The organism is Tautonia rosea (assembly GCF_012958305.1).
Lineage (GTDB): Bacteria > Planctomycetota > Planctomycetia > Isosphaerales > Isosphaeraceae > Tautonia > Tautonia rosea.
Map to the genome: position 1 here is coordinate 343,963 of NZ_JABBYO010000006.1, position 13,813 is coordinate 357,775.

At 64.8% G+C, this 13,813-nt stretch carries 10 protein-coding genes; 3 read left to right on the forward strand and 7 right to left on the reverse strand.

From position 1 onward, the window contains the following. Positions 1–69 precede the first annotated feature (69 nt). The gene (locus HG800_RS13085) at positions 70–843 is read right to left on the reverse strand and encodes an MlaE family ABC transporter permease (protein WP_169977066.1); all 774 of its coding nucleotides are present in this window, start codon (positions 841–843) and stop codon (positions 70–72) included. Positions 844–1,122: 279 nt separating this feature from the next. Here HG800_RS13085 and HG800_RS13090 point away from each other — a divergent pair, with 279 nt between their 5' ends. Next, the gene (locus HG800_RS13090; protein ID WP_169977067.1) at positions 1,123–1,737 is read left to right on the forward strand and encodes a hypothetical protein; all 615 of its coding nucleotides are present in this window, start codon (positions 1,123–1,125) and stop codon (positions 1,735–1,737) included. After that, positions 1,734–2,222: a tRNA (cytidine(34)-2'-O)-methyltransferase gene (locus HG800_RS13095; RefSeq protein WP_206352249.1), complete on the forward strand. Its 489-nt coding sequence runs from the start codon at positions 1,734–1,736 to the stop codon at positions 2,220–2,222. Before HG800_RS13090 ends, HG800_RS13095 begins: the two co-directional genes overlap by 4 nt. Positions 2,223–2,887: 665 nt before the next feature. Here the strand turns inward: HG800_RS13095 and HG800_RS13100 are convergent. After that, positions 2,888–4,606, reverse strand: coding sequence for a hypothetical protein (locus tag HG800_RS13100; RefSeq protein WP_169976848.1), 1,719 nt, complete (start codon positions 4,604–4,606; stop codon positions 2,888–2,890). 675 nt (positions 4,607–5,281) lie between these two features. Next, a complete protein-coding gene (locus tag HG800_RS13105; RefSeq protein ID WP_169976849.1) occupies positions 5,282–7,000 on the reverse strand; it encodes a hypothetical protein in 1,719 nt (572 codons plus the stop codon). 346 nt (positions 7,001–7,346) lie between these two features. Here HG800_RS13105 and HG800_RS13110 point away from each other — a divergent pair, with 346 nt between their 5' ends. Then, a complete protein-coding gene (locus tag HG800_RS13110; RefSeq protein ID WP_169977068.1) occupies positions 7,347–8,615 on the forward strand; it encodes a threonine synthase in 1,269 nt (422 codons plus the stop codon). Positions 8,616–8,686: 71 nt separating this feature from the next. Here HG800_RS13110 and HG800_RS13115 read toward each other — a convergent pair whose 3' ends face one another. Genes HG800_RS13115 through asnB form a run of 4 tightly spaced genes read right to left on the reverse strand, consistent with a single transcriptional unit; the run spans position 8,687 to position 13,715 of the window. Then, complete coding sequence (locus HG800_RS13115) at positions 8,687–9,772, reverse strand: 1-acyl-sn-glycerol-3-phosphate acyltransferase (protein WP_169977069.1); 1,086 nt, start codon at positions 9,770–9,772, stop codon at positions 8,687–8,689. Continuing rightward, positions 9,756–11,042 carry an MFS transporter gene (locus HG800_RS13120; RefSeq protein WP_169977070.1) on the reverse strand — a complete coding sequence of 429 codons (1,287 nt, stop codon included), beginning with the start codon at positions 11,040–11,042 and terminating at the stop codon, positions 9,756–9,758. Before HG800_RS13120 ends, HG800_RS13115 begins: the two co-directional genes overlap by 17 nt. Continuing rightward, on the reverse strand, positions 11,039–11,764 hold the full coding sequence (locus HG800_RS13125) for a metallophosphoesterase family protein (protein ID WP_169977071.1): 726 nt from the start codon (positions 11,762–11,764) through the stop codon (positions 11,039–11,041). The genes HG800_RS13120 and HG800_RS13125 overlap by 4 nt, the downstream gene beginning before the upstream one ends. Before the next feature lie 55 nt (positions 11,765–11,819). Beyond that, complete coding sequence (gene asnB, locus HG800_RS13130; protein WP_169977072.1) at positions 11,820–13,715, reverse strand: asparagine synthase (glutamine-hydrolyzing); 1,896 nt, start codon at positions 13,713–13,715, stop codon at positions 11,820–11,822. Positions 13,716–13,813: the final 98 nt, after the last annotated feature.

Below are 13,813 nucleotides of genomic sequence, written 5' to 3' on the forward strand. Positions count from 1 at the left end.
CCTGTGTGGATTCTATTGTACGACCCAAACCGCCCCGATCGGTCAAGAGGAGTCTTGGATTCCCGTCGATTACCCGACCCACCCGACCGCCGCCGTGCCCCATTGAATCAAGGGGACGAGCAGCACGTTCGCTCCGAAAATGAGCAAGACCGACGCCACCACTCCTCGGGTCGCGGCGCTGCCGATCGCCTCGGTCGAGCGTTCCGATCGCAGACCCACCCAGCAGCCGACCAGGCCGACGATCAGGCCAAAGACGACCGTCTTGAGCGTGCCGGGGATCACGTCGGCCAGTCTCAAGTAATCAAGGCAGCGCTCGGCGTAGGCCTGGACCGAGAGCGAGCCGCCGGTCAATTCGGCGGCCAAACCGCCGAGCAGGGCCGCAGTGTCGAGCACGATCGTCAAGAACGGCACCGCCAGGGCACAGGCGACAACCCGAGGAGCCACCAGGCTCGGAATGGCCGAGGCTCCCAGCACCTCGGCGGCGTCGACTTCCTCGGTCAGGACCTTCGAACTCAACTCTGCGGCCAGCCCCGCTCCGAGCCGGGCCGCGACCAGGATCGACGCGAGCATCGGGCCGGTCTCGACCAGCACGGCCGCGGCCAGGACACTTGGCAAGGTCGCCTCAACCCCGTAGCGAACCAGCAGGCGGCGGGTCTGGAGCCAAGACACCAGGCCAACGCTCAGACCCGCCACCGAGACCAGGGAGAGGCTACCCCAGGCCACGCGCTCAAACTGGCGGAGCACCTCGCCGGGCCTTCGGACGATCGCCACCGGCGCGGCCAGGATCACCCGAAGGGCGAAGTCGACAAACCGACCCAGACGGATCAACCCATCAATCGGCATGGTCGTGTCCTTCGCCCGTGGAGGGTCGTCTACTTCTGGGGTGTCCTCGATGGTCTTCGCTCCGAATCGGACAGCGACCGATCCCCGGATCGCCCGATCGCCTTCGATCTTGCTCCCAGTCTGCTCAATTGGAGAAGATGAAGAGATCAGCGGGGTTTCCGTGTGATAGGATAAACGAACGGGTTCGGTTGTGTTTCCGGCCTGGGGTGTCGTTGACGTTGAGGGTGAGTCCTGGCATCCTCGTTCTCTCTTTCTTCTCTTGAAACACATGATTCGCTGATGGCTCACGCACCGTTGCCGCTGGAGAACCTATCGGACTATCAAGCCGAGCTTCGGACCGACCTGCTTCGGGTGGCGCTCCGGGATGGCTGGGATCGGGTCTTGATGACACTCGGCTGGATCCATCTGGTTTTCTTCGCGGTCCATCAGTGGGCGGCGATGGCCTTGAATGCGAAGTGGCCACACCTGACGCTCTGGCCGCTGGAACTGGTTCTGGTGCTGGCCTTGCTCAACGTCATGCTTGGTAAGGGGTGGACGAAGACGTCACCCTTAATCGGGATTCTGACGCGAGTCTGGGCCACTTCGCTGATCATTGGCTTCAATGCCGTGACGCTCAACGGGATGACCGGTCTGGGGTTCCGCTGGTACTTCCTCGTCTGGGCGGGCCTGGCGACCTTCGGTTTTGCAACGACCGCATGGCTCTGCGGTATCCGATTTTTGATCCCGGCGGTCTTGATGTACTTTGTTGGGCTGGCGATGGTTCCGATGATCAACTGGAGCTTCTTGATGATCGGCGTTGCCTGGTGGGCGATCCTTCAGGGGATCGGCCTCTCGCTTCGTCGCGAGCGTCAGCGACGGCCGGATCTGGTCGAGGCGAACCCGGGCGACTCATGACCATCATGCCTGCGGAAGGGTCGGCCGCTCGGCTCCACGTCGTCCTGTATCAGCCGGAAATCGCAGCCAATGCCGGGTCGATCGGTCGGACATGCGTGGCGGTCGGGGCAATGCTCTGGCTGGTTCGTCCGCTTGGGTTTTTGATCGGAGATCGCCACCTGAAGCGGGCTGGGCTGGACTACTGGGACCATCTCCGCTGGCAGGTCGTCGATGGGCTCGACGAGGTGGCCGAGGCGATCGGTCATGACCGCTTCTGGTCCTTCAGCACAAGGGCCTCGACTCCCTACACCCAGGTCCGCTATCAACCCGGCGACGCCCTGGTCTTCGGGCCCGAGAGCCGCGGCTTGCCGGCCCGGCTGGTCGAAGATCGGCCTGATCGGGCCGTCCGAATCCCGATGCGGAGCGAGGCAAGGAGCCTCAACCTGGCTGTCTCGGCGGCCGTCGGGGTCTTCGAGGCTGTTCGTCAACTCGACGCCAGCGATTGATCGATCAAACCGTTGAGGTGGTCGCGGTACGCTCCGGTGCGCCTCGAAACACGGCCCTGGTGCGCCTCGGTGCGGTTCTGAGCGTTGACGCTATTTCATTGCTGGACAGGGAGTTCGGTCCAAACGGCACCGTTCGTTTCGGGAATCAGTCTTCCCGGGCGTTGGGTTGGTTTGGGGCCGCGACGGGTAGCCATTGAGGAGGCTGAGGCCGCGCGCCTCGGTGCACCTCGAAACAAAGCTCGGTGCGCTGCAATGCGATCTGGGGGAATCGCGGAAATCGGTTCTGTGACAGAGGGTTGCGTCATCACTCGGTCGTTCGTTTCGGGAAAACGGTGTGCGTAGGATACCACTCAACTGTGCAGGGAAAGGAGAGACACGTCGTTCCCGTCGAGGAGACATCAATGGGGGCTCGAATTGCCAAAGATCGAGGGGATGGAACTCATGAGGCTCCGTCTGAAAGGATCGGGAAATTGGGGAGGGGCAGTCACTCGGCTCAGAAAAAATCGGGAGACGGGGCGGGAACGGGTGGGACCGAACCCTCGGCGCAAACGAACGACGCCGCACCGCGATCGAATGCGGGGCGGCGTCGAAGGGAAGGCGTCGACCCTTCACAAAGGGGGTCGACGCGGTTGACGATGGCGACCAGTCGATCGGATGGGATCGAATCAAAGTCCGCTGAGGTCAGCGGCGATGACCTTGGCGCCGTTTTCGAGGTTGAGCCGTTCGACGGCGTCGCCGGTGATGGTGAAGGTCATGCTGCGACGCGGGGGCAGGGAGAAGCCGGCGAGCATCGACGGGCTGCTCTCGACGCTCAGGTCTGAACCGGTCAGGGCCAGGCCGTTGAGCAGTAAGGGGGCGGCGTTGTCGATCCGCAGCTTGTAGGTTTGCACATCCTTGACCTTCTTGCCCTTGGTCACCTGAGCCCGGACCAACCGGCTGATGATCCCTTCGGCCAGGGCATCGGCCAGGGTCTCGGCCGTGGCGTCGGCGGCCACCGGCAGGGAGAACTTGCCGACCGCGGCCCAGCGGCTGGCGTTCGGGTCGCTGGAGTAGATCAGGACCGAGGCTTCGCGGTCGTCGCCGCCGGCCGGTGCGTCGTGGAAGCGGACGAGGCAGGCCAGGGCCGGGCCTTCGGGAGCGGCCGGGGCGTCGAGTTCGACGGCCATGCCCAGGGTGCGGGTGCCGACGAGGACCCCTTCGAGGGCCTCGGCCATCGGGTCATTGCCCTGGATTTGGACGAAGAGGGTGGCCGGACCGATGGGGCTGAGCTCGGTTTCGGGCCGGGTGATGCGGTCGACGAACTGGCGAGCGAGGCTCAGTTCGTGGGGGTTGGCCCACTTGCGCGAGAGCTGGCCGATGGTCGTCCAGTCGAGCTTGTAGATGAGGTTCCAGAGGACCAGTTGGGTGACGGACTCGGGGGCCTTTTCGAGCGAGAGCTGGCGGAGGGCCTTCTGGACGATCGGATCGCTGCCGACCTCGGTCTGACTGATGTCGCCGAGCTGCAGGACTTCCCCCTCGGCGGGCAAGAGGGCGCGGCCTGCGACCGGGGGAGCGAGGCTGACGGTTCGGGTCTTGAGGTTTCGGGTCTGGCCGGGAGCCAGAGCGGCGGCGGGGACGCCGGTGGGGGGGACGGAGCGGAATCCAGGGGGGATGGACATCATGCCGCCGCCCATCATCCCCATGCCGCCGCCCATGCCGCCCATCCCCATGCCGCCCATGCCACCCATACCCATGCCACCCATACCGCCCATGCCACCCATCATGCCGCCGCCCATCATGCCCATGCCACCCATCATGAGGGAGGTCATGTCCCAGCTGTCGGTTTCGATGAGCTGCATGATGAGCATGCCGAGCATCATCATGCCCATCGAGGCGGGCATCACACCGCCACCCATGCCCATGCCGCCCATGCCGCCCATACCGCCCATGCCACCCATACCACCGCCCATGCCGCCCATGCCGCCCATACCGCCCATGCCACCCATACCGCCCATGCCACCCATCATTCCGCCACCCATACCGCCCATGCCGCCGCCCATACCGCCCATGCCGCCGAACTGGCCGGTGGCGCCGGAGGCGATGAGTCCGGGAGGCAGGACGACGCGGAGCGGAGCGCGGGAGGTATTGGTGACCGAGACGGTCATGGCGCCGCCCTTGGCCCCTTCGGCCTTGACGGCGATCTGGCCGGTACGGACCCCTTCGAAGAGGTCAATGACGGGAAGCTCCGGTTGCGGCTGAGGGTCGGAGGGAGCCGCTTCGGGAGATGCGGATGCAGGGGACGCGGGCAGAACGTCATTGGTCTGACCGATCGCCATCGGGCCGAAGGTAAGGAGCGTGCCTGCGATGCCTGCGGAGAAAAACCAGCTTCTGCGATTCGGACGCATTTGAGGGGGAGCCTTTCTGCAATCGATGCGATTGCACGCGTTGCTACGGTCGGGGAGCTTCGTCCAAACATGCGATCCAGCCTGAACTTGTGCTGGAGTGGTCGGACGGTTGATGCTTAGCATATCATGCCGATCGAAGGTGGAAGTCGCCTCCGGCCCATCGCCGGATCTGGGGACCCGTATCCTTCGGTTGTTCTCCCTCAGACGGTAGGTTCAGAGCGTCTATTCGAAGCCGTTTCGGAGATCTGGTCCATGGATTCCGAACGCGCCGTTGCGTTCGTCGGAACCCGGAAAACCCGAACAGACCGAGGGGATTCGGCTCGATCAGTCGAACGCAAGACCCTTGCAGAGGCGACGGACGAGAGATGACGTTCGACATGCGAGAACGCTCTGCGAGGTCAGCCGATTCATTCCATCGGCCGTCCTCCGCAATCGTGGAGCGATTCGGGCTGAGAGGATCGTCCCGGAGGCGTTAGCCCCACGATCGTCGAGTCTCCGGCGACGGATTGCTCTGGAGAAAGGGAACAGAGTGTCTGCACTCAAACAACGAAGCGGTCCCGCAACAGAGTACGGGACCGCTTCGTCTTCAATCGAACCTGGGCCTCGGCTCCGTGAAGAAGAAAAGGAACGGAGCCGAGGCAATGACCTGGGATGACCCAGATTCGGCAGAGTCGCTTACAGTCCGCTGAGGTCAGCGGCGATGACCTTGGCGCCGTTTTCGAGGTTGAGCCGTTCGACGGCGTCGCCGGTGATGGTGAAGGTCATGCTGCGACGCGGGGGCAGGGAGAAGCCGGCGAGCATCGACGGGCTGCTCTCGACGCTCAGGTCTGAACCGGTCAGGGCCAGGCCGTTGAGCAGTAAGGGGGCGGCGTTGTCGATCCGCAGCTTGTAGGTTTGCACATCCTTGACCTTCTTGCCCTTGGTCACCTGAGCCCGGACCAACCGGCTGATGATCCCTTCGGCCAGGGCATCGGCCAGGGTCTCGGCCGTGGCGTCGGCGGCCACCGGCAGGGAGAACTTGCCGACCGCGGCCCAGCGGCTGGCGTTCGGGTCGCTGGAGTAGATCAGGACCGAGGCTTCGCGGTCGTCGCCGCCGGCCGGTGCGTCGTGGAAGCGGACGAGGCAGGCCAGGGCCGGGCCTTCGGGAGCGGCCGGGGCGTCGAGTTCGACGGCCATGCCCAGGGTGCGGGTGCCGACGAGGACCCCTTCGAGGGCCTCGGCCATCGGGTCATTGCCCTGGATTTGGACGAAGAGGGTGGCCGGACCGATGGGGCTGAGCTCGGTTTCGGGCCGGGTGATGCGGTCGACGAACTGGCGAGCGAGGCTCAGTTCGTGGGGGTTGGCCCACTTGCGCGAGAGCTGGCCGATGGTCGTCCAGTCGAGCTTGTAGATGAGGTTCCAGAGGACCAGTTGGGTGACGGACTCGGGGGCCTTTTCGAGCGAGAGCTGGCGGAGGGCCTTCTGGACGATCGGATCGCTGCCGACCTCGGTCTGACTGATGTCGCCGAGCTGCAGGACTTCCCCCTCGGCGGGCAAGAGGGCGCGGCCTGCGACCGGGGGAGCGAGGCTGACGGTTCGGGTCTTGAGGTTTCGGGTCTGGCCGGGAGCCAGAGCGGCGGCGGGGACGCCGGTGGGGGGGACGGAGCGGAATCCAGGGGGGATGGACATCATGCCGCCGCCCATCATCCCCATGCCGCCGCCCATGCCGCCCATCCCCATGCCGCCCATGCCACCCATACCCATGCCACCCATACCGCCCATGCCACCCATCATGCCGCCGCCCATCATGCCCATGCCACCCATCATGAGGGAGGTCATGTCCCAGCTGTCGGTTTCGATGAGCTGCATGATGAGCATGCCGAGCATCATCATGCCCATCGAGGCGGGCATCACACCGCCACCCATGCCCATGCCGCCCATGCCGCCCATACCGCCCATGCCACCCATACCACCGCCCATGCCGCCCATGCCGCCCATACCGCCCATGCCACCCATACCGCCCATGCCACCCATCATTCCGCCACCCATACCGCCCATGCCGCCGCCCATACCGCCCATGCCGCCGAACTGGCCGGTGGCGCCGGAGGCGATGAGTCCGGGAGGCAGGACGACGCGGAGCGGAGCGCGGGAGGTATTGGTGACCGAGACGGTCATGGCGCCGCCCTTGGCCCCTTCGGCCTTGACGGCGATCTGGCCGGTACGGACCCCTTCGAAGAGGTCAATGACGGGAAGCTCCGGTTGCGGCTGAGGTGCAGGGGAGGTGCTGGAGGGAGTGGATTCCACGGCCTCGACGGGGAGTGTTTCATCGGTTTGGCCGGAAGCGACTGGCCCAAGGGCGAGCAGGCTACCGGCCACGGTCAGGGAGAGGAACCGCGTGATGAACGTCGAACGCATGGGTCGGGCACCTTTCGTCAATCGTGAGGGATAGGGGAATCTCCAGGACCAGGACACCACGTCCGTAGAAGTGCCCCGATGAACCGATGTTGGGGGGAAAAACGCCAATCGAGAGTTAGCCTAGCACGTCAATCGTGAGGCCTCAACGAGATCCGAACGGGAGGAAAATGCCCTGGATCTCTTTCTGCCAGTGACGACGATTTCGGGACCTCTATTCAACCGAATTGGGGTTTCCACGGGGTGGCGCTGGGCCGAAGCGTTGCATGCGATACAATCCGGGCAAGCCGGTCGGGAGGGCGAAAGGTGCTCGGCCCGGCACCGTGGTCGAACCGGGAGTGGTGGTTCCATGCGCTATGTGTCTCATCTGGCCTGCACTGTTTGCGGAGCGACGTATCCGCCCGACCGCGTGATGAATTTGTGCGAGCGGGACGGGAGGCCCGTGCAGGTGGTGCTCGACCTGGATCGGTTGCGAGCTGATCACGGGCCGGATCGATTCTGGAACCCCGAACGGCGCGACCTCTGGCGATTCGGCGGATTGCTGCCGCTAGATGTGACCGATCCGGACGACCGCCGGCATGTTGTCACGCTTGGTGAAGGGGCGACGCCGAGCCTGACGTATGAGCATCCACTGGCCGATCGCATTGGTTGTCGGCTGGAGGTCAAGGACGAGGGGAAGCCCCATGCCGGGTTCGGGGCGAATCCAACCCTGTCGTTCAAGGACCGGGGGATGGCGATGACCGTCTCGATGGCCCGAGCGCTGGGGCTGAAACGACTGGCCGTGCCGACGCAAGGAAACGCAGGGGATGCCCTGGCGCGGTATGCGATCGCGGCCGATCTTGAGGCGGTGGTGGTGATGTCGCCCGACACGGATCGGCCGGTGCTTGGGAATGTGGCGGCGCTGGCAGCCTTGCATCCGGATCGGGTTCGGCTGGAGCTGGTGCCGGGAACGATCGTCGATTGCGCGGCTCGGGTGCGTGATCATTACGTCCCGCAGGGGTATTTCAGCGTGGCGACGTTCCAGGAGCCCGGCTGGCGGACCGAGGGGAAGAAAACGCTCGGGCTGGAGATGGCCGAGCCGCAAGGGGATCGGCTGGCGGATCGTCGATGGCAGGTGCCCGATGTGATCGTCTATCCGACCGGAGGAGGGACGGGCGTGGTCGGCATGGCCAAGGGGTTCGACGAGCTGGAGGCGCTGGGGTTGATCGGCCCGAAGCGACCGAGGTTCGTCTGCGTGCAGTCATCGGTTACAACACCGTTGGTCCGGGCGTTCGATCGGGGAGACGAGGACATTACCCCCGAACCGGCAGGGCAGACGATCGCCACGGGGCTCAATGTGGCGAAGAATGTCGGCCATATCAACGTGTTGCGGATCATCCGGGAGACGGGGGGATGCGCAATTGCGGTGGATGATGATCGGATAAAGCAGGTGATCCGGCAGGAGTGGGACGATCGTTGGTTTGCCTGGTCGCCCGAGGGGGCGGCGACGCTGGCGGTGCTGGAGGAGCTAGCCGATCGTCGGATCGTGGGGCAAGGGGATCGCGTGGTCCTGGTCAACACGGCGTCGGCCGAGAAGTACTTGCCGACGATTCGAGACTGTTTCAATGGAGGATTGTGAGGCGGAGGCTCATGGCCGACGGGACTCCGAGGCGGACCATGAGCGATCACTCCGTCAATCGAGGGATATGGTCAGGGAAAGGCTGTCGGTTCTTGCTGTGATCGGACTTCCGGGTCCGCAGTCGGTTGGGTGAGGAAGACGAAGCCGTCGCGTTCGATCCGAGCTGTTCGCCCCAGGTCGTGCCAGTTGGGATTCCCGGCGCGGAGGACCTGGAGCCGGCCTTCGGTGTCGGGAGGGAGCGGGTGGCCGTCGGCATCAACCACGCGAAGGGCGACGCCGGGGACCGGTTGGCCGACCGAGCCGTCCTTGTGGCCGGTCTGGCGAATGATCCCGCGAGCAAAGTTCGGAGCCGAGGCGGTCAGGAGGCCAAACTCGGGATGCGTGAGGTGCGGCAAGCTCAAATCGATGGTTTCGGGAAGGATGGTCTTGTCACGCTCGGGGCGGTGCTCGAAGGCCCGAACGCCGGCCTCGATGATCGCTTGCCGGGCGTTGAAGACGGTCAACGGGCGATCAATCGGGGGGCCGAAGGAGACGATGATGGTTCGACGGATTCCTCGGGGCCACTTGCGGAAGAACCGGCCGCCGGAAAAGCTGAAGATGCTTCCCCAGAGATTATCGAGATAGACCGGGATGATCGTCGCCTCCTTGCGTCCTGATGCGATCACCTCGACCCCTCGATAGAGCGTGCCCATCACGCCGGTTCGAGAGATCTGACCTTCGGGGAACATGCCGAGGACCTCGCCATTGTCGAGGACCTCGAAGGCAGCGCGAAGCATGGCGCGCTGGGCCTTCGGGCCGCGATCGGGGACGGGGATCATGCCCGATCGCTTCGCCAAGGGTCCGACGATCGGGATCTTCAGGTACGGGGCGAAGACCAGGGCCCGGCCTCGCCGAGGGACGGATCCAGCGAGAAGGAACCCGTCGATCCATGAAACGTGATTGGCGATGACCAGGACCGGCCCGGTTTTTGGCAGGTGCTCCAGACCAATGATCCGGAGCCGATAGACTGGCGTCAGCACGAACCGGACGGCCGACTGGATACCGTCGGGATAGACCGCCGCGACGACCATCAAGATCAGCAGCGGACAGAGGGCCAGAAAGACCAGCACGGCCAGCGCCGCACCGATCCAGACGAAGAGGTCAGGCAAGGAACTCATCAGGGCGATCCTTCGCATCGGAGGCCCGCGGCGCCAGTCGCGCGAGCGGGCCGACCAGGAGCAAGGCCGGGAGCATCATCAACCCGGCCAGAAGAAACAAAGGGGGGTAGCTTCCGTCGAGGGCAACCAGCCCCCGGCCGAAGAGCGATCCCCCCAGAATATTCAGATTGGTCACGGCCATGAACAGGGCAAACGTCGAGGCCGCGAGCCTTGGGTCGGCGGCCCCCATGGCCAGGGTGGCAAAGAGCACGTCGTTCCAGCCGTTGGCGACCCCGAACAGGAAGCCCAGTCCGGCGGCGGTGGCCACGTCTCCAACGGAGATGACGGCGTGGGCCATGGTCGATCCGATCAGGCCGACGACGCCGAGGAGAATCGTCCCTTTGCGTCCGAGAATCGGCGTGGCCAATGGCAGCAGAATGGCCCCGACCGCCCTTCCCGAGAGCCGGGCCGCGCCGCAGAGGCCGACATCGGATTCGTCAAAACCGCTCGATGCGTAAAAGAGCGGCAGATTGATCTCGACCCCCCACCCGGGTAGGGCGTACAGCAAGCCGAAGGCGATCAACGCGAGCCCTTTGGGGCGGATCAGGACCTTCAAGGCGTGCCAGTCGAACTGATCGCCGGGGTGGCCTTCCCGACGTTCTCGGATGACGAGGGTCAGCGCAAGCGGCGGAAGCCCCAACGCGGCGCAGGTGTAGAGAATCCAGCCGCTCTTGCCGGGGCCGATTCCCGTTTCGGAGAGGAAGTGACCGAAGGCGAACGTCATGATCGTGGCCGCGACGAAGCGAGCGACCATGACGATCGACTGCACGCGGGGGCGATCGGCCTCGGGAGTGACATCGACGATCAGGCCGTCACAGCAGGTGTCGTAGATCGCCAGGCCGAGGACGGTGATCAGAGCCACCGCCGCGAAGCCGCCGACATGCTGCCCAGGATTGATCAGAGCCAGGCCAATCAGACCGAGGCTTTGCATCAAAATACCGAACCCGATGAACGGCCGACGATGCCCTAGGCCCAGCGGGTTGAATCGGTCGGAAATTGGTCCGAAGAGAAATTTCAAGGCAAAGGGCAAGATGATGGCAAAGGTTTGCACATCATTGATGGTGGTTTCTTCCAGCCCGGAGGCTTTCATGTAGAGCTGATTGAAATTGATGACGTAGGCGAACACCACTCCTTGCAGCCCATAGACCAATGCAAAGAGGATCAGGTGGACCCGGCCGACGCGGGGCATGCCCAACCGTGTTGTGGGGCCGTCGCCGAGGCCCTCGGTCATGCCGGCCCCCCTTGAGGCAAGGGGGCTGCCTGGGGTAAGCGTCCCAGGCGGAGCCCTTCACAATAAAGGTGCTTGGCGCGCTCGGGGAGGTCTGAGGCCAGGGTGCGGGCAATCGCCTCCTCAATCGGATAGGCAACTCGTTTGAGCTGGATCTTGCCGTCCTCGATGATCGCGTAGGCGGCTCTCGGGTCGCCGTCTCTCGGCTGGCCGAGGCTGCCGGGGTTCAACACGATGGTGTCGCCAGCCCGCAGGTTGAACTGCATGTGCGTGTGGCCGACGCAAACAATGTCGGCCTCGACTCCAGCCAGACGGCGGGTCCAGGTTCCGGGATCGTTCATCAGGTACTCGTCGAGCGGATCGCGCGGCGTGCCGTGGACGAGCAGGAATCGCTTGCCGCCGAGGGTCAGCCGTTGGGTCAACGGAAGCTGAAGCAGATACCGGCGCTCGTCGGGGCCGAGGGCCTGCCAGTGCTGTTGTCGGGTGACGCTGGTCAGGTAGCGGTAGCCGTGGTCGCCGCCGACGTCGATTCCCTGGGCAACACCGTGGTCGTGGTTCCCCCGGACGGCATGGTGGGCGTGAGTCATGGCCCATTGCACGCAGGGCAAGGGGTCGGGGCCGTAATCGACCAGATCGCCGAGGCAGAGGCAAAGGTCGTGCGGCTCCTGGAGAGCCGACAGGGCCGCCCAGTTCGCGTGAATGTCCGAGACGACGAGGATCCTCAACCCCCGACCTCCTTGTGCGCGACGATCCCCGAATCGGGTTGCAACGGGTGATCCCTTAAGAGTCGCCCAGCCAGTGATCGATCCAGAGTTGCAACGAAACGAGCGTCCAGAGCGGTTTGCGATGATCGCGGACCCCGGCCCGATGTTCGGCCACCAGCCGGGAGACGGTCTCGGGCCTCAAGAGCCCCTGACGACGCAGGCGATCCGGGGCGAGCCGATCATCGAGCAACCCCGAAAGCGGCCCGTTCAACCAGCGGGCGACCGGAATGCCGAAGCCTTTCTTCGGACGCTTCAGGATCGACGCCGGTAGCCTATCCGCCACGGCGGCCTTGAGCAATCGCTTGCCGGTCCCTCGGCTGTACTTGTCGCCTGCCGGCAACGCCTGGACGAAGTCGACCAGCTCGGCATCAAGGAACGGCGCACGGACTTCCAGGCTGGTGGCCATGCTTGCGCGATCGACCTTTGTCAGGATGTCCTCGGGCAAGTAGGTGTCCTGATAGAGCCGGAGCGACTGAGTCAGCGGGTCGGCCCCGGGAGCAAGGGCGGCGGCTCGGGCCAGGTGCTCGCTCTCGACGTCGATCGAGGGAGGATCGACGAGCAGATCGCTCAATTCCGACCCGCTGAACGATCCGATCCAGCGCAGGTGCGCCAGCGGACCCGGCTCGGAGGCCCCTCGCAGGAACTGCTTGAGCTTGAAGTCGAGGCTGATGTTGCCGTGATCGACGGGTAAGCGGCCGACCGCCGCGCCGACGAGCGACCGGATCGGCTTTGGCACCCGTTGGAACGACCGGGCGAGCTGTTCGGCGGTGAAGGTCGGATAGCCGGCGAGCAGCTCATCGGCACCGTCGCCGCCCAGGCAGACGGTGACTTCCGACCTTGCGAACCGGCTGAGCAGGTGGGTTGGCAGGATCGAGGCATCGCCGAACGGTTCGTCGAGCCATCCGGCGACCTCGGGCAAGAGATCGACCACATCAGACACGGCGAACGTGCGCTCGTGGTGATCGGTCCCGAGATGCCGGGCGACGGCTCGCGCGTGCTCGCTTTCGTCGAAGGTCGGGTCGTCGAAGCCAATTGAAAAGGTCCGAATTGATGCGGCCGGTTGCAAGTCGGCCACGGCCGCGGCGACGCTGGAGGAGTCGATCCCTCCGGACAGGAATACCCCGAGCGGCACGTCCGATCGCCGGTGCCGCGCGACCGCCTCGCGAAAGAGGCTCCAGAACTGGCGGCTCGCCTGGTTAAAGGGGAGGGCGTCGGCGTTGGAGACGGGCAGGGGGGCGTGCCAGTAGCGTCGCGGGGCCGCCGATCGGGGAGGATCGAGCGACCATTCGAGCAGGTGCCCCGCGGGAAGCTTTTTCATCCCTTGCCAGATGGAGTTGGGAGCGGGGACGTACTCGTAGGAGAGATAGCGGGCCAGGCCGTCGCGGTCGAGCTGTCTGGGCACCTCGGGATGGACGAGCAAGGCTTTCGGTTCGGAACCGAAGACAAGGCCGCCGTGTGCGGTTTCGGCATAGAAGAGGGGTTTTTGCCCCATTCGGTCGCGGGCGAGGATGAGGAGCCGTCGCTTCGCATCCCAGAGGGCCAGGGCGAACATACCGTTTAATTGCCGGACGAAGTCGGGACCCTCTTCCTCATACAGGTGGACAAGGCTCTCGGTGTCGCAATGGGTCCGGTAGCGGTGGCCGAGGGCTTCGAGCCTCTTGCGAAGGTTGGGTTCATTGTAAAGCTCGCCGTTGTAGGTTACCCAGACGGTGCCATCCTCGTTGCTCATCGGCTGGGCGCCGAGGCTCGGGTCGATGATGGCCAGGCGTCGGTGTCCGAGGGCGACCGGCCCCTCGACAAACGCTCCGGAACCGTCCGGCCCTCGGTGGGTGATCGGTGCGGTCATGCGGTCGATGAGGGAGCGATCGGCGGCATCGCCGTCGCGGTTGAGGAAGCCGGCAATCCCGCACATAAGGAATGATGGGCCTCGTTTGAGTCTCCAAAGGGCCGATCGTGGCCCGGTCTTGATTCATTATTGCGGCCGAGCGTCGCCTGCCAAGCACATCGAGG